Raw genomic sequence first — 26,556 nt, forward strand, 5'->3', positions numbered from 1 at the left:
ATCAGCGAGCACATTCAGTGACAGTCGTGATGCCAAACTTATTTTTTCTCGTCAGCATCTGGTTTGTCTAAGAAAATGGTGGCAAGCACGCCGATGACGAGGCTAATGACAACCATGGCGATGGCGCCGAGGTGACCAGTGGCTGGCCAATAAGGGGCGATACCAGATTCGATAAGAATTACGACTGCTGCCAAGACAATGCCGCAAACGGCATAGTAGACTTGTGCTTCAAAATGGGCCAATAAGTAGGCCATCAATTTAGCTACTGCTATCAGACCTGCTGCAGCCCCAATCATGAACGGGAGCAACAAGGCAACTGATCCCATCGCAGTTTGAAACGCGGGCCAGTTGCCGGATGCAGCAGCACGAGCAGCATCACCCAACTGACCCACAGCATTGTAAACCGTACCGTATTGATCAATCACCATCAACATGACTGAACCAGAAATACCGGGAATTGCCATCAGTGAAACTGCAAAAACGCCGGCAAAAGCCATGACGCCAGCATCACTGACACTTGTCAAACGTTTAATGGCAATCAGATTTTCTGGATCAGTGCCACCAAGTTTAGCCAGCCCGTATATGGCAACGAAGCCAAAGACCACTAGTAGTAAGTACCACCATGAAAACTTTTTGGTTGTCAGTTTACGGTAAATGAACGGACCGATACCCAGCACTAAACCAATAAAGAAGCCATAGCTTGGCAGCGGCCAGCGGGTGGTGATGACCAGAACCGCCTTAGTGGAAAGCAGGATGCCGATCACAGCACCCAACCCAATCGGTGTCAAAAACCGCATATTTTTTTTTGGATCATCGCGAAAATGGTTGACCGCATTTAACAATCGGTCATAGAGGCCGACGACCACAGCAAAAATACTGCCAGAAAGTCCTGGAATGACAAGTGCGATGCCAATAATGGCACCTTTAACGAAATTTAGCATAACATCTCCTTTTGAATTGGGTTAAGCCGCTTGATGATAACGTGACAATGGCACGGTGGTTCATGAACCACTTTGCAAGTTTAACGGCGGTGTGACAACTTTTATGCCTGCAGAATTCAAGGCAGCAACGTAGGCGCCTAAGAAAGTGCGTTGCAGGCTCACTTGTTCGCCATTTTCGGCGTAAAAAAGAACCTGATAGGTGAAAGCACCATTCTTTTCTTCAGTTAGCCCAAGAATGTCAGGCTCCTCGGTAATGGTTGTAAATTTCGGTACCAAATCTTGATTCACACGTTCAATGGTTTTTCGAACTAGATCGAGATCAGCGCTTGGGGCAAGCGGCAATTTAATCAGCACCTGCATATTGCTTCGCGAAAGGTTGCTGACGATGGTGATGTTGCGATTGGGAATGAAATTGACAGTCCCATCGGAACTCTTCACCACCGTCGTCCGCAAACCGACATTGGTCACGGTACCGGAGATGGTGCCGAGTTTGACGACATCCCCGACATCAAATTGTGCTTCTAAGAGGATGAAGAAGCCGGTCACGACGTCGTTTACAAATCCCTGTGCCCCAAAACCAATTGCCAAACCCACAACCCCAGCACCGGCTAACAGTGTCCCCACTGGTACGCCGAGAATCGATAAGATGGCGTAAAGGTAGAAGAAGAGTACCAGATAGAAAAAAACATTCACCGATAACGCATGAATTGTTTTGACCCGGGTGCCTGTCAAATGTGCCCGTCGTTGATAGCTTTTAAAGGTGCGATTGAGCGCAAAGCGGCCGAGCCGGTACAGAATTAAAAATAAGACGGTGAAAAACAGCAACGACAGCACTTTGTCGATAAAAGTGCCTACGATTTTATCCCAATCGATGGTTGTAAAATATTTCAGCCAAACGTTGGTTTGCTCGTTGACGGTTGTTGCTGTGACGATCATGTGTATCACGTGACTGCCTCCTTTACATTGGCACTATTTTACCAGAATCGGTGGGTGTGTGCTGGGAGATTTGGTTTGAGTGGGCGGTAAGGTTTTCCGAAACGCGCAAACTGGCACAGAAACTTTCACGTAAGGATCTTGGATGCAATGACCCCCAAACCGGTCATCACGCCCAAGGTCACTTACACTCCTGTTTCTTAACGGGGCTGCTCGCCAAAACGCGCAAACCGGCGCAGAAACTTCCACGTAAGGACCTTGGACGCAATGACCCAAAACCGGTCATCACGCCCAAGGCCACTTACGTTCCAGTTTCTAAGCGCGCCGGTTTGCGCTCTTAATTTTTTTGCACCGTTCTTGTCACGATGTTATGATTGTTTTAATCAACTGGTTTGAAATAGGAGGGTGTTGGATGTCAGGTGGAGAGATTGCTTGGATTATCGCGGCTATTGCGTTTCTGATTATTGCACTTGCAATTGCGATTATTGCGGTTCGTGTTTCTGGTGTGACGAAAGAAGTTAAGGGCACGGTTGCCGAGACGAATAAGACGTTGAACACGATCAACGGAGAGCTTGGCATTTTGACGAAGGAAGTTGAAGGTCTTTTGGCTAAGAGCAACACCCTGCTTGAGGACGTGAACGGTAAGGTGGCGGCAATTGACCCCGTCTTTACTGCGATCGGCGAACTTGGTGAGAGTGTCTCCGATTTGAATCAATCAACGCGCAATTTAACTGAGCGTGTTGCGCATGGTGCCAAGAACGGAGCCAAGGCGACCGTTGCGGCTCGTATGAGTGCCAAGGCGTTTTCAATGTTGACGAAGAAAAAACATAACGATCAATAGCAGGGGGAAGAATCATGGCTAAAAAAGGACATTTTTTGCTTGGATTTGTATTCGGTGCCGCTAGTGCCTTAGCCACCACTTATTTATTAACACCACAAACAAGCGATGAATTGAAGCGGCGTGTGAAGCACGCTTCTGAAGACTTGGCAGATCGGGCAGTTGATTATTTCGATTATGCCAAGGAAGCTAGCGCTGACTGGAAACAAAGTGCCACAGATTTTGTTGATGAATTGAAGCGTAAAGGCGACGATGCTGATGGTTCTAAAGCATTGGCAAACTATGATGCTGCCACCGAGCAATTGCGTGATCAACTGAATACGGCAACAGATACGGACTCATCAGCAGACTTTGATGACATTGTTCTTGACGGTAAAAGTGCTTTTGCGCAAGCTAAAGATGATGACGAGGGCAGTGACACTCGCACCGATGAAGTGCCAGAACCAGTAGAACCAGAAGCAGTTGCACCAGCGTCAACTGATACCGCACCGGCTAGCAGTGTCGCACCTGATGAACCGCAAGCATCTGCGACAAATGATAAGTAACAGACATGCATCACTTAGTCACAATTGATGCAAAAAAGGCGACAAACGGATTGTTCCTATGATTGGAGCAAGACGTTTGTCGCTTTTCGCATCAGTTATTGTCAATTTGCCATAATCGGTGGTACTTCATAGATCAGGCAGGTTGGGGCCTTTTGCAGCAACCAAACGACGACTTGGTTGCCAAGGTCGCAGCACCGTCTATAGATCTTTTTTAAAGGAGAGAATATGCTGAACAGTGAACGTCAAGCGCAGATCAAGGCTGCTTTAAGTACAGCCGCTGAGCCGCTTAGTGCCTCAAGTTTTGCCCGGCAGTTTGCCGTGAGCCGCCAGACAATTGTTGGCGACATTGCGTTGTTGCGCGCACAAGGTGAGCCGATTATTGCAACGCCACGAGGGTATATGTTTTCTCGACCGGCCGCCCATGAGTTTTTGTTGCCTTGCAAACATACGCCGGCACAAACTGCCGAAGAGTTACAGTTGATTCTTGAAAATGGCGGATGGATCGAGGATGTTTTGGTTGAGCATCCGCTTTATGGACAATTGCGCGGCCAGTTAAACATCCGGACAGTGGCTGACATGAAACTGTTTATGAGTCGGTTGTCGCGCTATCATGGCCGACTGTTGTCAGAATTGACCGGTGGCATTCATTTGCATACGATTAGCGTTAAAAATGAGCGCGATATGCCCAAAATCAAAGCAGCTTTGCGGCAGGCGGGGATGCTATATGAACAAGTGGAGCAGAGGTAGTCTGATGCCGCTAAAAAAGCCGTCCGGAATCTTTCCGGGCAGCTTTTTTTGTGGCATATGAATACGACTATATTGCAGTTTTTTAGACCTGTCCTAGCCGTTAATGACCGTGAATTCCTTTGAGGTGTGGGTAAATGGTTCGCAGCCGGTTTCGGTGACGTGGACACAGTCCTCAATCCGAACGCCAGCAACACCAGGTACATAGATGCCCGGTTCGATTGAGAAACACATTCCTGGCTGCAACAGCATATCGTTTCCTTCCATGATTGATGGAAATTCATGTGTCGACATGCCAATCCCATGACCAAGCCGATGGTTAAAGTAATCGCCATAACCAGCCTTAGTAATGATGTCGCGGGCAATCTTATCGAGCTCGGATGCTTTCAAACCAGGCTTGACAGCCGCCATTGCGGTTAAATTGGCCTCTAAACAGACATCGAAAATTTCCCGCGGCTTGCCGGTGACCTGACCAAACGCAACAGTACGGGTGGCATCTGACATATAGCCATGGTTGTCAGTCCCAAGGTCGAACAAAACCAACTCGTTTGGTTGAAGCTTGGTGCCCATTGGTTCACCATGCGGATTGGCAGCGTCGACGCCGGCCTGCACAATGGTACCAAAGCTCATGTGCATGACGCCTTCCTTCATCATGGCATAATCGATTTCAGCTGCCACTTCTTGTTCTGTCGCGCCAGCTTTGATCGCGTTAAAGCCAGCCTGAAAGGCGCGATCTGCCTGGGCACCAGCTGCTTCCATCTGTTTGATTTCTGACGGTGTCTTAATGAGTCGCTGGTTCTCAATGAACCGGGATGCGTCAACTGGGAAGGTAGCATCCGGAAATTGTTTCATGAGAGCTTCAAATTTGAAGACAGCTAGATTATCTTTTTCAATTGCCCATTTTGTCGGGTTTGCTGTCACCGCTTTGATGTGATTAGCCATGATGGCAAATGGATCTTCGTGATCAAGATAACCGAAGACTTGGTACGGCCAGCCAGCTTTTTTGACCTCTTCAATCGTCAGCTGAGGGGTGAATAGGAAAGGATCGTTGTCAGGGGTGACAATCAACGCTGTGATGCGTTCCTCAGGATCTTGAAAAAAGCCTGTGTAGTAGTTGATATTGATTGGGTCGCTAATATAGGCCAGGTCCAACCCTTCTTTTGCAACCCAAGCTTGCAAAGCAGCTAAATGTTCATTCATATTTTTTCCTCCTCAACGTGTTCACTGGCGCAGTACCATGCAGGTGCTGTGCACTTTTTAACCGGATTAGCTCGCGATCTTGCTTAAAAGTCGTGCGCCAATCAAGCATCGTGGTAAAATAGCACAACTTAAAACTTTAACTTTTAGTATATCACGTGACTAGCTTGATGGGCTTTCTGAAAAAGGCGGTTGTGAAAATTTCATGTAAAATTCAGTAAAACGCTTGCATTGCTATTTCTATTCTGTTACTTTGGAATGTAAATAGAACTTCGTGATTTCATCTTTTCACGACTAAGGAGAAAATCAATTGGAAAAGCAAACAATTACAATTTATGATGTCGCACGCGAGGCTAATGTCTCAATGGCGACAGTGTCTCGAGTCGTCAATGGTAACCCAAATGTGAAACCAGCTACTCGCAAGAAGGTTTTGGAAGTGATCGAACGGCTTGATTATCGGCCGAATGCAGTTGCTCGTGGTCTGGCAAGCAAGAAGACGACAACTGTCGGGGTAATTATCCCAGATGTCACGAACATGTTCTTCTCAAGCTTGGCACGTGGGATTGATGATGTCGCCACGATGTACAAGTACAATATCATCTTGGCGAACTCTGATGAAAACAATCAAAAAGAAGTCACGGTGTTAAACACATTGTTGGCTAAACAAGTGGATGGTTTGATTTTCATGGGCCATGAATTGACTGACTCAATTCGTGCTGAATTCTCACGCAGTAAGACCCCTGTTGTGCTTGCTGGCTCAATCGATCCTGACGAACAGGTTGGCAGTGTCAACATCGATTACGTGGCTGCTGTCGAAGAAGCCACGCGTCAGTTATTGGAAAGCGGCAACAAGCGGGTTGCTCTGGCGACCGGTTCATTGACGCATCCGATCAATGGGCAGTTCCGGCTCAAGGGTTACAAACAGGCTCTGGAAAAGGCCGGTGTTGCTTATGACGAAAGCCTGATTTTTGAAAATGAGCCAAGCTACCAAGCTGGTTTAGCCTTGTTTGATAAGTTGCAGAAAGTTGGGGCAACGGCGGTTATTGCAGGTGATGACGAGTTAGCAGTTGGCCTTTTGGATGGCGCAATTGATAAGGGCGTTAAAGTGCCGGACGACTTTGAAATTATCACCAGCAATAACACCAAACTGACGGAAATGACTCGGCCACAACTTACTTCGATTGATCAGCCATTGTATGATATTGGTGCGGTTGCTATGCGCTTGCTGACCAAGATGATGAATAAAGAAGAGATCGAGGAAAAGACCGTTATGCTTGGCTTCGATATTTTGAAGCGTGGTTCAACGAAATAATGCCAGCTTTTGTGAGCTGCTTAGCAGACATGTAAAGTCATTAGGGTAAAGAAAAAGGCTTCCAAGCAAATTACTTGGAGGCCTTTTTTCTTTGCGTTGAAATGAAAACTCGTGATCGTGTTGTTACTGACCGCCGCCAGTCGTTGTTGCAGGTGGGGTCTGTTGTTGATTGGTATTATTAGTGCCACCAGTATTCGTACCGCCACCAGTCGTTGTACCTGTGCCGGTTGTCGTGCCAGTTTCTGTGGTCGTCCCAGTACCGCCAGTCCCACCAGTGCCGGTGGCGCCATTCGTGCCGCCAGTCCCTGTGGTTTGTGGTTCGCTTGGCTGGTTTTCAGATGTCCCTTGTTGGTTTTGCTGACTTGATGGCACTGTCACGCTAGGAGCACTGCTAGGTGTCGTCTGAGTATCTTCAGTTGGCGTGATCGGGGTTTCTTGATGTTCTTTTTTGGCTTCAGTTGAATTGCCGTTGGCATCGGAAACCTGACCATAGCCATTTTGTTTGCCATCAAGATGGTCGAAGAACAACTGATAATTAGCTTTACTGCCACCGATGGCAAAATCATTTTTCGTGGTTGGCTGCCAATCATTGTAAAGGCTGGTGACGGTTGAGCCGCCAGTTCGGTAGGTGTTTCCGTCAAAAGTCAAGGTGCCGGCGGGTTGCCCAGTTTGTTTATCGACAGTCACTGATTTAACCGTATCCGGGCGTGCCAGTTTCTGATTAACCTTAAATTGTTTAGGAATCGTCTGGTAAACTGCGTTGGTTAATTTAGCCCAATAGGCTTCATTGGTCATGGAGCCAGTCTCATCTAGTGAATAAGTTGTGCCATCATTATTGTCATAGCCCATCCAACTGGCGATTGTTACCCCAGGTGTCGAGCCAATAAACCAGATGTCCCGGAAATCATTGCTCGTCCCTGTTTTCCCGATCAGGTTATCAGTGTTGAAGTGGAGTTGATAATTGAGGCTTTCCGCAGTTCCGGAATCAATCACGTTTTTCAACATTTGATTCATGATGTAGGTCGTGCCCTTAGAGAAGACTTTTGTTTTCTTAACCTTATGTTGATAGATTGGATGACCAGACGGATCGACAATCTCCGAAATCACGTAGGCTGGTACGTGCTCACCTTGGTTGGCAAAGGTTGAAAATGCGCTGGCTTGTTCTTTGACATCAACCCCGTAATCAGTCCCGCCCAAAGCGAGTCCAAGCTGACTATAGTCATTTTTGGTGAGGGTATCGATGCCCATTTTATCCATATAGTCCTTAACATTAACGGTCGGCTTGATGTGTTTATATAAGTTGACTGCTGGGATGTTGTAGGATTGGGCAAGCGCTTCGGTGGCAGGAATAAAGCGATTCTGAATCTGACCGCCGTAGTCTGTCACGCTGTAATTGTTGCCGAGATCGGTTTTAAAATCAGCCAACGCTGTTTGCGAGCCGATGATTTTTTGGTCAACGGCCGGCGCGTAAACTAGCAAAGGCTTAATCGTTGATCCTGGCGAACGCAATGTATAGATATGATTGAGTTCACCAGAGACTCCGCCAACGAAGCCTAAAACAGCCCCGGTTTGATTGTCCAAGACGACCGAACCATTTTGGACTGGATGTTTAATGGTTTCGGTTTCGCCAGTCTTCGGATTAATTTGTGTGCTGGTATAAGTCTGACCAAATGTGCTGCGTGTTGCCTTCATCACAAATTGCATCCGGTCGTAAACATCTTTGTTAATCGTGCTTTTAATCTGATAATTTTTCGATGAAAAAAGATTAGCAGCTTGCCGCAGATAGTCGTTGTTTAAGGCGTTGTCTTTCGCCAATTCGGCGGCGGAATGGCCATCGTTTTTAGCCAACTGCTCAGCAAGTAATGATTCGGCTTCGCTTAACACCATGTTGTACACGTAGCCATATTGATTGTCGTCTTCTTCAGCATTCTCATGCTGGAGAAAAGCACCTTTGATATCAAATGCCTTGGCGTCGACATATTGTTTATGACTAATGACCCCAGCTCGATACATCCGGAATAGAACGGTCTGCTGACGATCCACACCATCTTTGAGATTGCTTTTAAGGGCGCCAGAAGCGGTATACGGGGTGTAAATAAACGGACTTTGTGGCAGGCCGGCAATAAACGCTGCTTCTGGCAGGTTGATGTCCTTCGCCGAGACGCCGAATAGGCCTTGGGCAGCTGCCTCAACCCCAGCTATGTTTTGACCTTTATTGTTACGACCAAGTGTGGCCACATTCAAATACGTGGCTAGAATTTGATCCTTGCTAAAATGATTATTTAAACGTCGGGCAAGCATAATTTCTGCCGCTTTACGTTTAAAGGTCGTTTCTGAGCTTAGAAACATCATTTTGACCACTTGCTGTGTCAATGTTGAGCCACCGGTTTGATTGCCCATGCCAGTTAAATCAGAGAAAAAAGCACGAATGACCGCTTTGGGTACAACGCCATCATGCCGATAGAAGTCTTCATCTTCAGTGGCGACAATGGCTTTTGTCAGCCAAGGCGACATTTCATTCAAATCAACCTTGGTTGAGACCAAATCGCTTTTAACATTGCTGAGTTTGACGTTGTGAGCAAAATACATGCTGGAAGTGCGGCTTGTATTGGAAAGGGTGGCCTTCATGGCAGCTTCGGTCGGAATCGGGGTGGCATCGATAATTGAAACGAAATAGCCGCCGAATAAACCGAGGCCAAAGACAGTCGCAATACCGAGCACGCCGAGTAAGTAATAAACAATGGTTTTAATACTTTGTAAGGTGACGTTGCCGTAAAAGACAACGGCCTCCTTGCCAGTTAAGTTTGTTGTCTCTGCTTCGGAATCAGGACGCCGGGTCACAAACGCAGTGAACCAGTGGCGAAATCGAGTCCCGAGCGTTTTGACTCGATCAAAGAACTTCTTCAAATGCTTGTCCCACCTTAAATTATGGTCTAGTACGCCTTAGTATACCTTAAATATTAAGCGGATTCTAACCGGGGATTTGTTGAGGCGTGTGAACCGACCTAGCCTAAAACCGGGGTGTAGGCTGCTTGAGGCGTGATGACCGGTTTTTGACGGGGTCGTTGTCTGCAGATTCCAAGGCTAGTGAGCACATCTTTGACGCAGTGGCGAAGATTAAGCGCTGACTTCGCAAACAGCTTGTCACGTCTCATCAGGTGTGTAAAACTGATAGCATGTAGCTTTAAGACGAGAATAGGAGCTTAGTATGTATCGGATAATTTTGTTTGATGTTGATGACACGTTACTGGATTTTAAAGCAGGTGAACTAAAAAGTCTGGCAAAGATGTTTGCCAGACTCAATTTGACTTACTCGCCGCGGATTGAGGCAAGTTATCTGAAAATTAATGCCAGTCTATGGCGTGACTACGAAGCGGGGCGCATCACGCGGCCAGAATTATTTGATGTGCGGTTTGCCAAACTCTTTCGCCATCATCACATTGAGGCTGATCCGCATTTGGCAGAACGCACCTATCATCATTTTTTGGATCAAGAGGCCATTTTGCTGCCGCGAGTTCTGGACACCTTGGATGCGTTGCAGGATTATCGGCTGTTTATTGTCAGCAACGGTATCGAGCCTGTGCAACGTGAACGCTTGGCATCGAGCGGTCTGATTGATTACTTTGAAGATATTTTTGTTTCTGATAGCGTGGGAAGCCCGAAGCCGACCGTGGCCTTTTTTGACTATGTTGCCAAACGCATCCCGCGGTTTGACCGGCGTGAGACATTGATCATGGGCGACTCGCTGACCTCAGACATTCAAGGTGGGATCAATGGCAAAATTGATTCGATTTGGTTTAATCCACATTTTCAGCCAAATCGCGATCACATCACACCGACTTATCAACTCAACGAATTTAGCGATTTGACGAAGCTATTGGCGCTTAACTGAAGTGACTTAGACTGTTTCAACGAGTCGGATGGTGCCGCTTGAGACCACCAATGTACCAAGATCTGTTTTTAATAGTAAAGCGCCGTTATCATCGAATCCGCTGATCGTCCCGGTCAGCGGATTTTGTGTGCCGCTGACCGTGATGCGGCGACCAACCCACGCTGCTCGTTTGCGGTACGCTGGCATGATGGTCTCGGGATTGGCAAAAAGCCGCATCAAGTGGGTCAAATAACGACCAGCAAGCTCGGGACGCGGATCATTTGCAGGGACCTCGCGCAAAATGGTTGTCATCGGCTGATCATTTGGCAAAGGACCGCTGGCAGCAGGGAAAAGATCGACGCCGGTTCCCAAAATGACAGCATTTTGTTCCAACAACGCTTCGGCTAAAATACCCGCGACTTTCTTACCAGCTTTCTGTAGATCGTTTACCCACTTAATCTGAGTGCTGATGCCAAACTGATCGGCGATTGCTTGTTGAAGCGCAACACCAGCAGCAGGTGTGATTAGGGCACGGTTAATTTGTGGATGAAACGCATAGCTGATGTAAAGTCCAGCATCAGCTGGGCTTGCAAAATGTTTACCATGCCGTCCAACGCCAGCGGTTTGCTGGTCGGCAATTAAAATCTGTGGTAAGGGGCCGCCGTTTTGAACGGACTTTTTTAAAATGACATTTGTGGATGTGACGGTGCCTGCTGTGGTGACAGCGGCACGCAAACGGGGATCATCTAACCATGGGTTTAAAGCATCAGGTTCAAACATAAATTGCTTCCTTTCAGACGTTTTGATAACGGTTAACGCCAACAAGGCCGACCTAGTTTAAAACTAAGACGGCCTTGCATGAACTGAATGTCGATAAAATGACGCCCAGAGATTACTTGACCAGGCGACTGATGGCATCGGCATAAATGGCAACAGCCGTGATGATATCCTTAATCGGCATGTATTCGTTAGCTTGATGCATCACATTTTCTTGACCTGGCATTTGGGCACCGAATGCAACGCCGCGCTTAATGATACGACCATAAGTTCCGCCTCCGATCACTTGCTCATGTCCTGGGATCCCGGTGTGATCAGTGAATGTTTGGAGAAGTGTTTTCACCAATGGATCATCCCCTGGCACATAGTGAGGGCCTTGGGCATGACCACTGATGCTTACGGTGACCTTGTCGGCGCCTAATGTCGTCTCAATCTGATCACGAATGGTGTCAGCATCTGTCCCTTGCGGATAACGGACATTCACAAGCACACTTTGTTCGCCATCTTGAGTAAAGGTGAAGATGTCTGGGCTGGCGGTCAATTCGCCCATCAGCTTGTCGGTATAATTGATGCCTAACAGCTTGCCTCGTGAGTCGTTGTGCAAGTATTTAGCGACCATCAGGAGATAAGCTTTACCGGCTGGATCAAATGGCAAGTCTGCCAGTAGATTGGCCAAGTAAGTGCCAGCATTTTTGCCATCTTTTGGCTCCTGTGCATGTGCACCTTTGCCGACAACTTCAATGGTTGTTGGATTACCCAAAGTAAGGGTAAGTTTGACGCCAGCCTCATCCGCCCAAGCGGTTGCTTGTGTGGCAAAAGTTTCTGGTAAATTGCCGGTGATGGTCGCAGTTGCGACTTGCGGCACCATGTTTGGCCGAATCCCGGCCGAGAAGTTGGTGAGCGTTAACTCAGCTGGTGCAGCGGCAATTGGCTTTTGATCGATTTTGAAACTGGCAATGCCTTTTTCACCGTTGATGATTGGAAATTCAGCATCTGGTGAGAAGCCAAAATCCGGTGCCGGCTGGGTTTCCAGATAGCGATGAATCCCGACCCATTCGGATTCTTCATCGGTGCCGATGATAAAGTGGATCTTTTTATTGATTGGCAGGCCAAGATCACGAATCAACTTTAAGGCATAATAAGCTGCGATGCTTGGTCCTTTATCATCGCTAGTGCCACGCCCATAAATTTTACCCTCCTTGATAACGGGTACGAATGGATCAGTTTGCCAACCTGGACCTGCTGGCACAACATCCACATGGCCAAACAAACCAAAGATCTCGTCACCGCTGCCAAGCTCAATGCGACCGGCAACGTTATCAACATTAAGTGTTTTGAAACCATCGCGTTCGGCAATGGTCAAAAAGGCTTCCAGTGCTTTGGCCGGTCCCGGGCCAAGTGGATACGCCTTTGTTTGATGGTCCGTATCGCGCTCAGAGTTGATTTTCAAAAGGGTTGTCAAGTCTGAAAGGAGTTGCGGTTCTAACTTCTCTGCTTCTTGCTGCCAATTAATCGTCATGAGGTTAACCTACTTTCTTACTGTCATTGTCTTTAGGATAGCATGTTTAATCATGGGAAACTAATAAGCCGTTCATCAAATTGTGAGGGTTGATAGTCACAATTGATGAACGGCTTATGATTGAGCGTGGTTCGGCGATTAACCGATGCCAACGACGCTAGCATTCAACAGTGGTGTGTCAAAGGCCGTGTCGCCTAATGCCCAGTGGACAAGTGGCTTTTGTGCAGCAGGAATACTGCGATATTGACTCATCCAGGTAGTCATATTTTCAGCATCTGGCAACAGTTGCAAATCTTGGGCGTTTAGCCAACCGGTTTTGATCTTTACATAGAGGTGATTGCCTTCATACCGTGCCGCTGTGATGTGATGACGCGTATGGTTAGCGATGTGAGCAATGACATCTTGTTGATGCAACGGATCAGCGTATACTGGCACGCGAAATTTTTTTCCGGTGACAACAGCATTTTGATTAATGAAGAGGCTAGCCCATCCGGCTTGCGGCGCAAGATTGACAGTTGTCGCTGGAACGAAAGCATTGTCGCCAATTTGATAATAGGTGTTGCCAGCAATCGTGATCATGCTGGAAATCATCACGGGGGTTTCAGGCGCTAATTGTTCATGGCGCAACGTCGGCTGATATGGATTTTCGTAAATGGGTAAGGGCGTGGTACTGGAGTTGGCACCAAGATCGTTAATATCGGTTGTCACTGCAGCGGCCTTCAATGCCTGAAATTCATGCCCTAGAGCCGTATAGTTGGTGACGATACCGTCAATGTTGAGATTCACCAGCCAAGTCCATAATGAGCGATTTTCGTTCATCTCGTCCCAGATGTAGACTTTTTTGCCAAGATCGTGAAGTTGGGTCACAAGTTGCGGTGTCACTAAGTCCGAACTCAGGTTGATACCATCTACGTAGGTTAAGACATCAAAATTGATTCGTTTAAGTGAGCCAACAATAAGGATACGGGGCACATTGGGCAAAACGGCTTGAAGCCTTTTTAAGCTTGCAGCGGAAAATGAGTGAAACATCACACGATTTTCCATGTGATACTTTTGGATTAATGCCGCTATTTTGTCTTCGAGATGGGGATGAGGTTCTCCCTTTACGATTTTGGTCTCAATTAGAAATTTATGGTTGGTTTGTTGCTCATGAATGAAGAGATCTTCCAAGCTGTGAATCGGCTCGCCATTTTTGGTATGATATTGCTGAAGCTGAGCAAAGTTCGTTGTGGCAATTGCCAAATTAGCGCCGGTCATTCGTTGAATCGTTGAGTCGTGTTGAATCACCACGACACCGTCAGCACTTTCATGCACATCCAGTTCGACATAGTCGGCGCCATTATTAAAAGCACTGTCAAAACTTTGGTAAGTCTCTTCCGGATAATTCAACGGATCGCCGCGATGGCCGATCAGCGTGAAACCCGAAAGCAGAAGGAATAAAGGCAGCAATAGCACTGCCAGCGTGAGTCGCTTGCCCATACAGGCTGCTCCTTTCCAGAAAAAAACATCATACCATAAACATAGCACCGCAAAGTAGCCGGGACAATTTTTAGAACACGACAAGCAGTGGCTAAATTGATAAAGGAGTATGAAGAACATGGCTGATAAATTTCAAGTTTTCGATTTAATTCAAGAAATCACACGGAATGACGGTAGTCGCTATTTTGAACTAGGTAACGTCATGATGAACGGTCGGGCGGAAAAGGCGGCTATGAAGGGGCTTATTAAACGTGTGCGGATCGTTCAACTAAACATTCCCCATTCAACTGCTGTGACAGCTTACGAACAGTACATCAACGATCATTATGAATTCCCGTCAGCTGATTTGACGAGCTGGGAAGAGTGGGACAAACCAGAAGGGCCAGTACGTCAGGCTTACCACGAGATTCTGAAGCAGAACCATGTTGGATGAGTGGTGATATCGCTGGATCGTCAGCGACAGTAACAATTTAAACAAAACCTAACAAACACTGGCATTCACACTGGTAACGTTGGCTTGGGTGATGCTAGCAGCGGTGCGGTGGCTTTAGTCTCACCCACTGCGCTAACTAGGTGAGCACCATCGCGAATCGTCAGGTAGTTGGCTTGATTTTCGGTTAGTTTGGTACACGCCGCATTTTGCGTCACGTTGACGCCACTTATATAATGTAGGGCATATGAAAGTAGGGCATTCACTAGGTTGATTTTGGCCGCGTGAATGTGAGGAGGCGTCAGCGTGAAGTATTTTGGTAAATGGCTTATTCCGTTCGTTGCGGCAATTGCGGTTTTTATTGGCATGCAGTTTGATAGCAGTCTTTACGCCAAACCAGTCGGTCGTGTCGAATCAGTTCAAGTCATTAAAACGACCAGTCATGATGATGAGGATCAGAATCATGATCGGCTAACCAAGCAACAGGTTAAAGTGCGTTTACTGAACACAGCAAAACGCGGGCAAAGCGTCACCATTCATAATACGTACTCGTTCAGCGGCGGTTTAGACAATCAGTTGCGGCCAGGTGAACAAATCTTTTTAGATGTCGATAAGGGCGTCTATACGCTCAACAACATCAAACGCGATGCCATCCTTGCCGCGTTGCTTGTTTTGACATTTGGCCTAATTTTTTTGGTTATGGGGCGTCGCGCTTGGTTAACAAGTATTAGTATTCTTTTGAACACAGTGATCTTTTTTATCGCGGTAACGTGGGAAATTGGCAGTAAGCAATGGCAGGCGTGGTGGTTGTTTGTTGGTCTAGCAGTCGTATTTACAATTCTGACTGCGGTTTTCATTGTTGGTTTTAAGCCGATTGCCGTCACGATTTCACTGGGATCGTTACTGGCAACTGGCCTTGCTGTGGCGCTAGGCTATGGTGTACTGACGTTGACAAATTATAACGGTGTGCATCTGGAAGAAGTGAAATATGCGACGCAAATGCCGCAATTGCTGTTCTTCGCTCAGATTGTTATTGGTTCATTAGGCGCTGTTCTTGATGAAGCAAGTGACATTTCAGTGGCGATTTTTCAGTTGCATGACAGCGCCAAAGAACGGTTTCAGGCAGGTATGGCAATCGGCCGGAATGTCATGGGACCGCTAATTTCAGTGCTCTTTATGATCTTTATTGCTGATACTTTTGTGGAATCAGTGCTATGGATTCGTAATAATAACTCGATTGCACAAACAGTCATTTGGGTGATGGGGCTTGGTTTTGCCCAAAGTTTAATTAGTGCCTTCGGAATTGTCCTAGCGGTGCCAATGACGAGCGGTTTAGCCGCGTTTATGGCTAAAATAAAGAAGGTGGCAGCATGAATGCAATTCTTGCCTTGGCACTATTGCTACTAGTCATGATGCTCTTGATTGGGAGCAAACAAGGCCTAGCCAATTTCTTTGCGCTGACGGTCAATGCTTTGCTCATGATTTTAGTCGTGATTTTGATGGCGAGCGGGTTCAATCCAATTATTCTCGCTGTGGTATTCGGATTGATTATTTTAGCCAGCACCATTTTCTTGAGCACGAGTCATGTAGCGGTTGCGGGCCCAGCGTTTGTTTCCGCGTTGCTAATCATGACGTTGCTTGTGGGGCTCATTATCTTGACTATGACGCTCAGTCAGACAGCTGGCTTTGGACCAGAAGATTCAGAAAGTCTTGAAGGCTTCTCTGTTTACATCGGGGTTAGTTTTCCGCATATTTTGATTGCAACAACCTTATTAGGCACGCTGGGAGCCATCGCGGAGGCGGCCATTGCCGTAGCGGCGGGGATGGATGAAATCAAGGATCAAGCAAGTGATGCCGGCATCAAACAGATGGGGCATGAGATTATTGGCACGGCGTTAAATACATTGTTCTTTGGTTTTTTTGGCGGGTTTTCATCATTGTTCATTTGGTTTGCATCTTTGCGCTATCCGTTCAGCCAAATCATCAATAATAAAATCTTTGTTGGGGAGTTGTTGCAAGTCTTGATTTCGGTCATTGCCGTTGTTTTGACGGTACCGATGACAACTTGGGTTGTGACAACTCGTCATGCGCATCGCAGAAAGGAATAATATGCAGTATTTCATTGCAGACACTCATTTTTTTCACGCCGATCTATTAGGCCAAAACGATTTTGCACCGCGACTTTTCCCCTCTGTTGAGGCTATGGACACGGCAATGATCAATGCTTGGAATGCTCGCGTGGGGGATCGGGATATTGTCTATCATTTAGGCGATATCGCGATGAATCCTGAGCATTTTCCGCAACCACCAGAAGTGCTTGGTATATTAAAACAGCTGAACGGTCGAATTGTCTTCATTAAAGGAAACCATGATTATGAGTCACTGTTCAAGTTTCTTCATCGAAATGATCCTGGTGTGAATGGACAGCCAAAATTCACGTTTCATGATGTTGGCACCATTATTAAGGACGACCATACACAATTCATTATGACGCACTACCCGTTGATGATGGGGATTGTCAAACAAACACTGAATTTACATGGCCATATTCATCACAACAGCGTCAATCTCGCTGAGAATATCAATGTCGGGGTAGATGCACCGGAACGCGATTTGTTAATGCCACACCTGCCATTTGGGACGCCGCTGTCCGCTGCTGAAGTGCATGAAATTTATCGGCTTAAGGCCCAGGCGTTAGCCAAAAATCGATGAACAACCGTTTGTTTGACCGCCCGCTTATCAGAGCATAGGATAAAAATAAGAAAGCGCGCCGGTGATTCACCAGTTAGAGTATTTATTTTTGCCGGCACAGGGAGGTTTCTCGTGGAAAAGTTAGTGATCCTGCATACCAATGATCTGCATTCCCATTTTGAAAATTGGCCGAAGATTCGGCGGTTTATGTTGGGAACACGCGCTGCAGAACAAGCAGAAGGCGCGAGTGTGTTGGCATTTGATGACGGGGATGCGATGGATCGCTCAGCGCCCTTAACGGAAGCTACGCAAGGTCAGATCAATGTGCAATTGCTGAATGAAATTGGTTACGATGCAGCAACCATCGGCAATAATGAAGGTGTCGGTAACCCGCATGATGTGCTGGAACATTTATACGATCATGCGAACTTTCCAGTGGCACTGGCTAATTTATTCGAGGTTGACGGCAGCCGACCGACATGGGCTAAACCGTTTGTGCGAACGCAAACGCGTGCTGGTACACGCATTGCGATTGTCGGATTCACGGCGCCATTTTTTCTGACATATCGACCAAATGGCTGGCAAGTTAAAACCGTGGCGGATGTATTTCCGGATATTTTGAAGCAATTATCAGGTACCTATGACGTGTTAATTGTGCTGTCACATTTAGGAATTGAGGCTGATCGGCACTTAGCAAAACAGTATCCAGAGATTGATGTCGTGATTGGTGGTCATACGCATCATTTATTGGCAGACGGCGAGTTACATGGCACCACCTTATTAACAGCTGCAGAAAAGTATGGCCATTATGTCGGCAAAGTGACGCTGACGCTGGATGATCAGCATCAAATTATCACCCGTCAGGCCGAGACATTTAAAACTGAGCTCATGCAAGCGGCAGCCGCTGATCCGCGTGAGATACAGGGCTATGAGAGCAAAGGAATTGCTTTGCTCAAGCAGCATCAGGTGGCGCGGTTGCCCAAACAGCTATCGATCAAATATGATGGGCCTTCACCATTACTGGATTTAGGTTTAGAAGCATTGGCTGATGGCGCTCAGGTGGACGCGGCGATTTTAAATGCCGGACTTTTCCTTATGCCGCTGGGTCCGGGTGTTGTCACCCAAGCGGATTTATTAAACTGTTTGCCGCATCCCATGCATCTGTTAAAAGTAACGCTGAGTGGTAAGGAACTGTGGCGCTTAATCATGGAAATGGAAAAGAATCGAATGTTCCTGCGACATTTTCATATGATCGGCATGAGTTTTCGTGGAAAGATTTTTGGTGACATTGGTTACCGGGGGATTAGCGTTAATCGTGAAAAACGGGTTGTTCTATGGCATGGGAAACCGTTGGTGCCAGAACAACAATATACGTTTGTGACGGTGGACAATTTTCTGTTCATTCCATTCTTTCCAACCATTGAGATTATGGGCAGCAATGAATTGCTTTTTCCTAAGCTATTACGGAATGTGGTGGGCGAGTACTTAGCTCAAAAATATCCATTATGATTTCGTGATATACTTTGCGAAGCATCAGCACACATAAGGAGGTGAGCACATGGGCGAACATGAACCGCTTATGCAACAAATTGATGCCGCATTGACCCCAGAAGCTGATAAAGATTCGCGGGTGGTCATTGTTAACGGTGATTTACTAACGATTGATGGTCGCCGCTATCGCCTTGTTAAGGATCACCGAAATGCTTTTGATGTTGCGCGTTTGAACGAACGCTACAACGAAATTCTTGATAAGTATGATTATATCGTTGGTGATTGGGGCTATGATCAGCTGCGTTTACGCGGATTCTATAAAGATGATCGACGCGGTGTCAGCAAAGACCAGCTCATCGGCACACTTGAAGATTATTTGTATGAATATTGTAATTTTGGCTGTGCTTACTTTGTTTTGGCGTGTTTAGACAAGTCAGTGACAAAAGGGCAGCCGCATCGTCGTCAGGGACATCGTGAGGCGGGGCAGAGATCAGAGACGATCAAACCAGTGCATCGCCAGACACCCCCAACAAATCGGCGCAACAGCCAGAACAATAAGCATAAGCCACGGTCAGCAAAAGCGGAAAAACCGTATACGGAAAAAACAACCCGACCAACCAAAATTCGCGGGGATCAGGCTAAAACTATCAATCAGACACAACCACGCAAGCGACATTTTACGATTCGGCGGCGTGAGACTAATAAGAAGTAGGGACGAACTTGAAGTATAAAGGCTATATGATCGATCTTGATGGCACTATCTATCGCGGTAAGGAGCGGATTCCCGCTGCAAAGGATTTCGTTGAACGACTACAGGCGGCACAAATCCCGTTTTTATTTTTAACTAACAACACGACCAAAAGTCCAGAAGATGTGGTCAAAAACTTAGCAGAGAATCATGATATTCATGTCCAACCGGCGCAGGTATACACCCCGGCACTAGCAACTGCAGCGTATCTGACCGACCTTAATCATGGCGATGTGACGGGTAAGTCCATTTATATCATTGGCGAGTTAGGCCTCAAGCAGGCGTTGCTGGATACTGGATTACGATTAAATGAAGTTGATCCGGATTATGTGGTCGTCGGCCTTGACTATGATGTGACTTATCATAAGTTTGAACTGGCAACACTGGCGATTAAACGCGGGGCAAAGTTTATTGGGACGAATGCTGACACCAATCTCCCGAATGAGCGCGGTTTGGTTCCAGGCGCGGGCTCATTGATCGCGCTAGTGGAGCGCAGCACACAGCAGCGGGCTTTTTACATTGGCAAACCCGAACCAACGATTATGGAGAAAGCCTTGAAAAAAATGGGCTTACCTAAAGAAGCGGTTGCCATGGTTGGCGATAATTACAACACGGACATTAAGGCAGGGCTGAATGCTGGTATTGATACGATTTTAGTGTATACCGGTGTTTCTACCCGTGATTATGTTTCCAAGCAAGTCCATCAGCCCACACATCAGATTGATGCCTTGACGGATTGGGAGGTCTAACCTCCATGAAGCGTATTGCTCAATGGGTGGCGTTGTGGCTAGCCATCATTAGTGTCCTTGTGTTCATGACGATTTTAAGTACGCTGATCACTTTTCCAGTTTATGCACACATGGATGATCTACCGCAGATTGCCGTGATGTCCCTTGGCCGGCTTTATCAGAATTATTTGCAGCTGATGGCTTACTTAAATTTACCGTGGGTTGGTACTCTGCATATGAATGATTTCCCCACAAGCGTACATGGCGCCATTCATTTTGCGGATGTTCGCCACCTCTTTCTCTTCGATATAGGGGTTGCTGTGGTCACGGTCCCATTTGCGGTACGCTGGTTGCATCAACTTCGCATTGCCAGAAAAAGATATTTGTTGGTTCGTCCGTTTATGATTGGGGCCGTGGTACCTGTTGTGTTGACGGCTATATTAGCGGTAAACTTCGACCAATTTTTCATCACGTTTCATGAAGTCCTTTTTCGCAATAGCGACTGGCTGTTTGACCCGGCGACTGATCCGATCATCAACGTTTTGCCTGAAGGATTCTTCATGTTGTGTTTTCTGACAGCATTTGCTTTGTTTGAAGCTGTCATGATCTGGGGCATTTGGCGTGGGCGTCAAGATGCGAAGGTGGCATGATTGGCAGCGCAAGCAAAAACGCATCGCTTGTCACGTGGAATTTACCACTTGACAGGCGATGCGTTTTTTTGATGCAAATCATTTTGCTCAGCGTTCAGTAGCTTTAGCTGTCCGGGTTTTAATCGCAGCAATGACCATCGGCAGAAGGGAAATGATCACGATACCGATGGCAACCAACGAAAAGTGTTCTTTCACGAAGGTGACATTGCCGAAGTAGAAACCGCCGAAAACGCACATGGTGACCCAGAGGAAACCGCCTAACAGGTTGTAATGGATAAACTTGCCGTAATGCATTCGGGAGCCGCCGGAAACAAACGGCGCAAATGTCCGAATCAGCGGCATAAAGCGGGCGATGGCAATCGTCTTACCGCCGTGCTTGTCGAAGAAAGCCTCCGCCTGCTTCAGTTTGTCGCGATTGATCAGCCGTCCAAACCAGCCATTGCCAGTGGATGCTGCCGAACCAACGCGCTTGCCAATTTCATAATTGACGGTGTCGCCAATAACCGCAGCAGCCAGAAAGACGGCGAAGAGAATCCACACATTCAGGTTATACGCGGCATTTGCAGCCAACGCGCTTGCAGCAAATAGCAATGAATCACCAGGCAGGAAGGGGAAAATAACGACACCTGTTTCGATGAAGACCATCGCAAAAAGGATGGCGTAGGTCCAAGGGCCGAAGCTATTAACGATGGTAATCAGATGCTCATCAATATGCATGATGAAGTCGAACAGTTGGGTCATCTTGTGAACTCCTTTAATGAATTACAGCTTATTATACGGATTGATGTGAAAATTTCATGAATCCTGACAGAATTTTACCAAAACATCAATAAATGTCGTCTTCAATTTCTGGATGTGAATGAGCAAGTCGACTTGCTGCAGCAGCAGCAGTGGCTCCCACGATATCATCTAAAAAGGTGTGGATAATGCCAGGCTCATGGGCGTTCAGCTTAGCTAAGATCCCTGGCTTGATGCGATCAATATAACCGTAATTGGTAAAACCAATCGAACCATATACATTGACAATCGAGAAGGCAAGCACCTCGTCAACGCCATATAAACCTTCATCTTCAGCGATGATTTTTTGCAACGGTTCTTCCAAACTGTTAGCTTCTGCTGCCTTGTCCAAAGCAATACCAGTCATCACAGCATTTTGAACTTCACGTTTGCGTAGAACAATGCGCACATTTTGTGTGGCTTCTTCAAGTGTCAGCTTGGGGATGAAGCGTTCTTGCAGGAACATTACAAGTTCGCCAATATCGGATATCCGAACCCCGCGTTCATGTAACAGTTGAATCGTGCGGTCATACAATTTTTCTTCATTCGTCATGTTTTTGCTCCTTGATGGGTAAATTGCGCAGATGAGCGTTAATGATACAACTGAGTACTGTGCAAGGCCTGACGTCGATCTGGATACAAACGGCTTAAGGCCTCATTGATAGCGGTTGGCGCTTCTCCAAAACCGCTGGCAATCAGCGGCAACTTGCCAGCATAGCTGACAGCATCGCCAATTGCAAAAATGCCGGGACGACTTGTTTGCATTTGTGTGTCCACCAGTATACCATTTCGATCCGTGTCAAGTTGCCAAGCCTGTAGGTGGTGTTTGTCGGTGACAAATCCATAGTTGATCAACAGCTTGTCGACGGTGAGCGTTGGCTGTGCCTCGCCGCGAACTTCCTTCAATTGAATCGCTAACTGATCATCTTGAGGGGTGACTGATTCGATCAGGTAAGGCGTCTGGATTGTCACACTGCTTTTTTCAAGTGCAGCAACACTGGCTTCCAAGCCGCGAAATTTGGCACGACGGTGAATCAGACTGACATGTTTGGCAACCGGTTCAAGTGCCAGTGCCCAATCAATTGCAGAATCACCACCACCAGCCACGGCCACTTCCTGATCCCGAAAAGTTTCCAAATCCTGCACGAAGTAGAACAGTTTTTTGCCTTCCAATGCCGGATCATAGTCAACAGCTAACTTGCGCGGCGTAAAAGCACCACCACCGGTTGCCACGATCACAGTTTTACTGCGGAAATCGCCTTGACTTGTATGCAATGTGAAAAAGCCATCTGGATCTTGATCGATCGTCTGTACTTCCGTAGCGGTCTTGACTTCAGGATGAAAATGGACGAGCTGAGTTTTGAGCTGCGTGACAAGGTCTTTGCCACTAACATGCGGGAATCCGCCAATATCATAGAGAATTTTGGCAGGGTATAAGTTGCCTGTTTGGCCGCCAAGCTCGTCAAGACTCTCCAATAACAAAACGTCTGCCTGGCGCAAACCCGCATAAAAAGCGGCGAACATCCCAACCGGGCCGCCGCCGATTACCGTGATTTCATATACATGCTGCACTGACATTTGCAATGCTCCGTTTCTATATAGTATGACGTCCATACACTACCATATTTTCACGATAAGTACCAAAATAGGCCGAACACCGGTCTGTCAAGTGTGATTAGCCCGTAAGCAGCCTTTTTAATAGACGATCGTTGCATCAGCAAGCCTGTGTAGTTTGCGCTCAGGGGCTGGGCTGGTATACTACGCCTAGTACAAGAACGTTAACTTGTAAAGGAGATTGATCATGGATTACCCACAATTAGAACTCAAAGACTTTAAGGGACCAAAAGCGATTTTTGAAACAAGCGAAGGTCGCTTTGAAATCGCACTTTTCCCTGAACAGGCGCCAAAGACAGTTGAAAACTTTGTAGGCCTTGCCAAAAAACATTATTACGACGGTTTGATCTTTCACCGGATTATTGATGATTTCATGATTCAAGGCGGCGACCCCACCGGTACCGGCATGGGCGGTGAAAGTCTCTGGGGGAAGCCCTTTAATGATGAGTTTTCAAATCAGCTATTCAATTTGAAAGGTGCACTTTCAATGGCCAATGCTGGTCCAAATACGAATGGCAGCCAATTCTTCATTGTGACTAATGCGCATTTAGACCCGAGCATGCAGGCGCAACTAAGTGAGGCTGGATTCCCAGAACCCATCATTGAAGCGTATAAACAAGGCGGTACACCGTGGCTCGATCATCGCCACACAGTCTTTGGCCAAGTCCTAAGTGGCCTGTCCGTGGTTGAGAAGATTAGTAAAGTCAAAACAGGTGCTAATGATAAGCCGGTTGAACCGGTCACGATTGATCAGGTTACGATTGAAGACTAATATTGGTCGGCAATGATTTTTAGGGTATACTCAAAGAGAAATCCAATGAAATGAAGTGTCAGAATGGAATATCGCATAGGAGATATCTTGACTGGCAAAGTGACAGGCGTTCAACCTTATGGCGCGTTTGTCATGCTTGATGAGCACACGCAAGGTTTAGTGCACATCTCAGAATGCCAGCATGGTTATGTCAAGGACACCAGCGATATTTTTACCGTCGGCCAGCGAGTTGAAGTTGTGATTTTGGACATCGACGAATATACCCAAAAAATCAGTTTATCCTTACGTGCCTTACAAGCGTCGCCTAGAATGAGTAAAAAGCGTCGCCGCAAGCATTATTGGACCAGTCGTAAATTTCACACAGGCTTTGCACCGATTGCCGCTCGGTTAGACGGGTGGGTCGCTGAAGCACTTGATCATTTAGACGAAGAACCGGCTCACAAATGAGTCGGTTCTTTTTTCTGAACTTTTGTCACGATGAATAGAATAATGTTCGCAGAAATGCTGAATTTTTATGCAATTTTGGAGAAAACGTTCGCGATCTTTCGGTATTTTAAAATGTTTCAATTTGCATGAATTTTTTATTGACTACATCGTTAAAGTGCTGGTATGATACTTGTTGTTGTCAAAACAAAAGGCGCTGATCTTTAGCGGATATACTTAATTAGATCAAGTTGATGGCTTGCACAATGTGCGACGTCGAGAACAGATGAATAAATATTCAATGTTTAAAAAAACGTTGACATGTAACGCTGGTCATGATAATCTATCAAAGTTGTCTTTTGACAAGGTCGTCCTTTGAAAACTGAACAAAGTTTCGTTTAAATGTGCAGGGTCCTTGGTACTTCGGTACCGAGGCAAAAAGTAACATTTGCGAAGTCAATTCGCTAGAACAACAAATCGAGCTATTCGAACAGCTCATATTTATATGAGAGTTTGATCCTGGCTCAGGATGAACGCTGGCGGCGTGCCTAATACATGCAAGTCGAACGAGTTCTCGTTGATGATCGGTGCTTGCACCGAGATTCAACATGGAACGAGTGGCGGACGGGTGAGTAACACGTGGGTAACCTGCCCTTAAGTGGGGGATAACATTTGGAAACAGATGCTAATACCGCATAGATCCAAGAACCGCATGGTTCTTGGCTGAAAGATGGCGTAAGCTATCGCTTTTGGATGGACCCGCGGCGTATTAGCTAGTTGGTGAGGTAATGGCTCACCAAGGCGATGATACGTAGCCGAACTGAGAGGTTGATCGGCCACATTGGGACTGAGACACGGCCCAAACTCCTACGGGAGGCAGCAGTAGGGAATCTTCCACAATGGACGCAAGTCTGATGGAGCAACGCCGCGTGAGTGAAGAAGGCTTTCGGGTCGTAAAACTCTGTTGTTGGAGAAGAATGGTCGGCAGAGTAACTGTTGTCGGCGTGACGGTATCCAACCAGAAAGCCACGGCTAACTACGTGCCAGCAGCCGCGGTAATACGTAGGTGGCAAGCGTTATCCGGATTTATTGGGCGTAAAGCGAGCGCAGGCGGTTTTTTAAGTCTGATGTGAAAGCCCTCGGCTTAACCGAGGAAGCGCATCGGAAACTGGGAAACTTGAGTGCAGAAGAGGACAGTGGAACTCCATGTGTAGCGGTGAAATGCGTAGATATATGGAAGAACACCAGTGGCGAAGGCGGCTGTCTGGTCTGTAACTGACGCTGAGGCTCGAAAGCATGGGTAGCGAACAGGATTAGATACCCTGGTAGTCCATGCCGTAAACGATGAATGCTAGGTGTTGGAGGGTTTCCGCCCTTCAGTGCCGCAGCTAACGCATTAAGCATTCCGCCTGGGGAGTACGACCGCAAGGTTGAAACTCAAAGGAATTGACGGGGGCCCGCACAAGCGGTGGAGCATGTGGTTTAATTCGAAGCAACGCGAAGAACCTTACCAGGTCTTGACATCTTTTGATCACCTGAGAGATCAGGTTTCCCCTTCGGGGGCAAAATGACAGGTGGTGCATGGTTGTCGTCAGCTCGTGTCGTGAGATGTTGGGTTAAGTCCCGCAACGAGCGCAACCCTTATGACTAGTTGCCAGCATTTAGTTGGGCACTCTAGTAAGACTGCCGGTGACAAACCGGAGGAAGGTGGGGATGACGTCAAATCATCATGCCCCTTATGACCTGGGCTACACACGTGCTACAATGGATGGTACAACGAGTTGCGAGACCGCGAGGTCAAGCTAATCTCTTAAAGCCATTCTCAGTTCGGACTGTAGGCTGCAACTCGCCTACACGAAGTCGGAATCGCTAGTAATCGCGGATCAGCACGCCGCGGTGAATACGTTCCCGGGCCTTGTACACACCGCCCGTCACACCATGAGAGTTTGTAACACCCGAAGCCGGTGGCGTAACCCTTTTAGGGAGCGAGCCGTCTAAGGTGGGACAAATGATTAGGGTGAAGTCGTAACAAGGTAGCCGTAGGAGAACCTGCGGCTGGATCACCTCCTTTCTAAG

At 47.0% G+C, this 26,556-nt stretch carries 26 protein-coding genes and 1 rRNA gene; 16 read left to right on the forward strand and 11 right to left on the reverse strand.

Annotation, left to right across the window (positions count from 1 at the left end; translation table 11 throughout):
- Window positions 1–38: 38 nt before the first annotated feature.
- Window positions 39–941 carry a DUF368 domain-containing protein gene (locus tag AC07KQ_RS03975; RefSeq protein ID WP_013245539.1) on the reverse strand — a complete coding sequence of 301 codons (903 nt, stop codon included), beginning with the start codon at window positions 939–941 and terminating at the stop codon, window positions 39–41.
- A 60-nt stretch (window positions 942–1,001) separates the two neighbouring features.
- The gene (locus AC07KQ_RS03980; RefSeq protein WP_013245540.1) at window positions 1,002–1,877 is read right to left on the reverse strand and encodes a mechanosensitive ion channel family protein; all 876 of its coding nucleotides are present in this window, start codon (window positions 1,875–1,877) and stop codon (window positions 1,002–1,004) included.
- A 409-nt stretch (window positions 1,878–2,286) separates the two neighbouring features.
- Here AC07KQ_RS03980 and AC07KQ_RS03985 point away from each other — a divergent pair, with 409 nt between their 5' ends.
- The 3 genes from AC07KQ_RS03985 (at window position 2,287) to AC07KQ_RS03995 (ending at window position 4,004) form a co-directional block, all read left to right on the forward strand.
- Entirely contained in the window at window positions 2,287–2,715 is a 429-nt protein-coding gene (locus AC07KQ_RS03985) for a DUF948 domain-containing protein (protein WP_003564040.1), read from the forward strand.
- A 14-nt stretch (window positions 2,716–2,729) separates the two neighbouring features.
- Window positions 2,730–3,257 (forward strand): YtxH domain-containing protein, encoded by a 528-nt coding sequence (locus tag AC07KQ_RS03990; RefSeq protein ID WP_003564042.1) that lies wholly within the window; start codon window positions 2,730–2,732, stop codon window positions 3,255–3,257.
- Between the two features lie 225 nt (window positions 3,258–3,482).
- Window positions 3,483–4,004 (forward strand): transcription repressor NadR, encoded by a 522-nt coding sequence (locus AC07KQ_RS03995; protein ID WP_003564045.1) that lies wholly within the window; start codon window positions 3,483–3,485, stop codon window positions 4,002–4,004.
- Window positions 4,005–4,097: 93 nt separating this feature from the next.
- Here the strand turns inward: AC07KQ_RS03995 and AC07KQ_RS04000 are convergent, their stop codons facing one another.
- Window positions 4,098–5,201 (reverse strand): M24 family metallopeptidase, encoded by a 1,104-nt coding sequence (locus AC07KQ_RS04000; RefSeq protein ID WP_003578090.1) that lies wholly within the window; start codon window positions 5,199–5,201, stop codon window positions 4,098–4,100.
- A gap of 307 nt (window positions 5,202–5,508) precedes the next feature.
- Here AC07KQ_RS04000 and ccpA point away from each other — a divergent pair, with 307 nt between their 5' ends.
- Window positions 5,509–6,510, forward strand: coding sequence for a catabolite control protein A (ccpA, locus tag AC07KQ_RS04005; RefSeq protein ID WP_003564050.1), 1,002 nt, complete (start codon window positions 5,509–5,511; stop codon window positions 6,508–6,510).
- Between the two features lie 123 nt (window positions 6,511–6,633).
- Here the strand turns inward: ccpA and AC07KQ_RS04010 are convergent, their stop codons facing one another.
- Window positions 6,634–9,417, reverse strand: a complete 2,784-nt coding sequence (locus tag AC07KQ_RS04010) for a transglycosylase domain-containing protein (protein WP_003564052.1) — start codon at window positions 9,415–9,417, stop codon at window positions 6,634–6,636.
- A 301-nt stretch (window positions 9,418–9,718) separates the two neighbouring features.
- Between AC07KQ_RS04010 and AC07KQ_RS04015 the strand changes: the two genes are divergently transcribed.
- Window positions 9,719–10,402: a YjjG family noncanonical pyrimidine nucleotidase gene (locus AC07KQ_RS04015; RefSeq protein WP_003566798.1), complete on the forward strand. Its 684-nt coding sequence runs from the start codon at window positions 9,719–9,721 to the stop codon at window positions 10,400–10,402.
- 6 nt (window positions 10,403–10,408) lie between these two features.
- Here the strand turns inward: AC07KQ_RS04015 and AC07KQ_RS04020 are convergent, their stop codons facing one another.
- The 3 genes from AC07KQ_RS04020 to AC07KQ_RS04030 all read right to left on the reverse strand — a co-directional run bounded on the left by AC07KQ_RS04020 (window position 10,409) and on the right by AC07KQ_RS04030 (window position 14,156).
- Window positions 10,409–11,161: a biotin--[acetyl-CoA-carboxylase] ligase gene (locus AC07KQ_RS04020; RefSeq protein ID WP_003566799.1), complete on the reverse strand. Its 753-nt coding sequence runs from the start codon at window positions 11,159–11,161 to the stop codon at window positions 10,409–10,411.
- A gap of 112 nt (window positions 11,162–11,273) precedes the next feature.
- Entirely contained in the window at window positions 11,274–12,677 is a 1,404-nt protein-coding gene (pepV, locus tag AC07KQ_RS04025) for a dipeptidase PepV (RefSeq protein WP_003566800.1), read from the reverse strand.
- 138 nt (window positions 12,678–12,815) lie between these two features.
- Window positions 12,816–14,156 carry a glycerophosphodiester phosphodiesterase gene (locus tag AC07KQ_RS04030; RefSeq protein WP_003566801.1) on the reverse strand — a complete coding sequence of 447 codons (1,341 nt, stop codon included), beginning with the start codon at window positions 14,154–14,156 and terminating at the stop codon, window positions 12,816–12,818.
- Window positions 14,157–14,274: 118 nt separating this feature from the next.
- On the opposite strand from AC07KQ_RS04030, the gene AC07KQ_RS04035 reads away from it, so the two are divergent.
- On the forward strand, window positions 14,275–14,589 hold the full coding sequence (locus tag AC07KQ_RS04035) for a hypothetical protein (protein WP_003566802.1): 315 nt from the start codon (window positions 14,275–14,277) through the stop codon (window positions 14,587–14,589).
- Between the two features lie 65 nt (window positions 14,590–14,654).
- Here the strand turns inward: AC07KQ_RS04035 and AC07KQ_RS04040 are convergent, their stop codons facing one another.
- On the reverse strand, window positions 14,655–14,804 hold the full coding sequence (locus tag AC07KQ_RS04040) for a hypothetical protein (RefSeq protein WP_013245544.1): 150 nt from the start codon (window positions 14,802–14,804) through the stop codon (window positions 14,655–14,657).
- A gap of 88 nt (window positions 14,805–14,892) precedes the next feature.
- Between AC07KQ_RS04040 and AC07KQ_RS04045 the strand changes: the two genes are divergently transcribed.
- From AC07KQ_RS04045 to AC07KQ_RS04075, 7 genes are all read left to right on the forward strand, one after another.
- Window positions 14,893–15,960 carry a YibE/F family protein gene (locus AC07KQ_RS04045; RefSeq protein WP_003593697.1) on the forward strand — a complete coding sequence of 356 codons (1,068 nt, stop codon included), beginning with the start codon at window positions 14,893–14,895 and terminating at the stop codon, window positions 15,958–15,960.
- Window positions 15,957–16,694 (forward strand): YibE/F family protein, encoded by a 738-nt coding sequence (locus AC07KQ_RS04050; RefSeq protein WP_003566803.1) that lies wholly within the window; start codon window positions 15,957–15,959, stop codon window positions 16,692–16,694. Before AC07KQ_RS04045 ends, AC07KQ_RS04050 begins: the two co-directional genes overlap by 4 nt.
- Window position 16,695: 1 nt before the next feature.
- Window positions 16,696–17,298 (forward strand): metallophosphoesterase, encoded by a 603-nt coding sequence (locus tag AC07KQ_RS04055; protein ID WP_003566804.1) that lies wholly within the window; start codon window positions 16,696–16,698, stop codon window positions 17,296–17,298.
- Between the two features lie 111 nt (window positions 17,299–17,409).
- Window positions 17,410–18,786, forward strand: coding sequence for a bifunctional metallophosphatase/5'-nucleotidase (locus tag AC07KQ_RS04060; protein WP_013245545.1), 1,377 nt, complete (start codon window positions 17,410–17,412; stop codon window positions 18,784–18,786).
- Between the two features lie 49 nt (window positions 18,787–18,835).
- The gene (locus AC07KQ_RS04065; protein ID WP_003566806.1) at window positions 18,836–19,480 is read left to right on the forward strand and encodes a YutD family protein; all 645 of its coding nucleotides are present in this window, start codon (window positions 18,836–18,838) and stop codon (window positions 19,478–19,480) included.
- 8 nt (window positions 19,481–19,488) lie between these two features.
- The gene (locus tag AC07KQ_RS04070; RefSeq protein ID WP_003566807.1) at window positions 19,489–20,265 is read left to right on the forward strand and encodes a TIGR01457 family HAD-type hydrolase; all 777 of its coding nucleotides are present in this window, start codon (window positions 19,489–19,491) and stop codon (window positions 20,263–20,265) included.
- Between the two features lie 5 nt (window positions 20,266–20,270).
- The gene (locus tag AC07KQ_RS04075; protein WP_003566809.1) at window positions 20,271–20,894 is read left to right on the forward strand and encodes a TIGR01906 family membrane protein; all 624 of its coding nucleotides are present in this window, start codon (window positions 20,271–20,273) and stop codon (window positions 20,892–20,894) included.
- A gap of 87 nt (window positions 20,895–20,981) precedes the next feature.
- Here AC07KQ_RS04075 and AC07KQ_RS04080 read toward each other — a convergent pair whose 3' ends face one another.
- The 3 genes from AC07KQ_RS04080 to AC07KQ_RS04090 all read right to left on the reverse strand — a co-directional run bounded on the left by AC07KQ_RS04080 (window position 20,982) and on the right by AC07KQ_RS04090 (window position 23,249).
- Window positions 20,982–21,635 carry a VTT domain-containing protein gene (locus AC07KQ_RS04080; protein ID WP_003566811.1) on the reverse strand — a complete coding sequence of 218 codons (654 nt, stop codon included), beginning with the start codon at window positions 21,633–21,635 and terminating at the stop codon, window positions 20,982–20,984.
- 85 nt (window positions 21,636–21,720) lie between these two features.
- Window positions 21,721–22,224, reverse strand: a complete 504-nt coding sequence (locus tag AC07KQ_RS04085; RefSeq protein ID WP_003566812.1) for a phosphatidylglycerophosphatase A family protein — start codon at window positions 22,222–22,224, stop codon at window positions 21,721–21,723.
- 38 nt (window positions 22,225–22,262) lie between these two features.
- A complete protein-coding gene (locus AC07KQ_RS04090) occupies window positions 22,263–23,249 on the reverse strand; it encodes an NAD(P)/FAD-dependent oxidoreductase (protein WP_003566813.1) in 987 nt (328 codons plus the stop codon).
- Between the two features lie 223 nt (window positions 23,250–23,472).
- Here AC07KQ_RS04090 and AC07KQ_RS04095 point away from each other — a divergent pair, with 223 nt between their 5' ends.
- From AC07KQ_RS04095 to AC07KQ_RS04105, 3 genes are all read left to right on the forward strand, one after another.
- Window positions 23,473–24,057: a peptidylprolyl isomerase gene (locus AC07KQ_RS04095; RefSeq protein WP_003566814.1), complete on the forward strand. Its 585-nt coding sequence runs from the start codon at window positions 23,473–23,475 to the stop codon at window positions 24,055–24,057.
- 63 nt (window positions 24,058–24,120) lie between these two features.
- A complete protein-coding gene (locus AC07KQ_RS04100; RefSeq protein ID WP_003566816.1) occupies window positions 24,121–24,504 on the forward strand; it encodes a CvfD/Ygs/GSP13 family RNA-binding post-transcriptional regulator in 384 nt (127 codons plus the stop codon).
- A 477-nt stretch (window positions 24,505–24,981) separates the two neighbouring features.
- Window positions 24,982–26,551: ribosomal RNA gene (locus AC07KQ_RS04105) — 16S ribosomal RNA — on the forward strand.
- Window positions 26,552–26,556: the final 5 nt, after the last annotated feature.

Source organism: Lacticaseibacillus sp. YLM2-1, assembly GCF_056583465.1.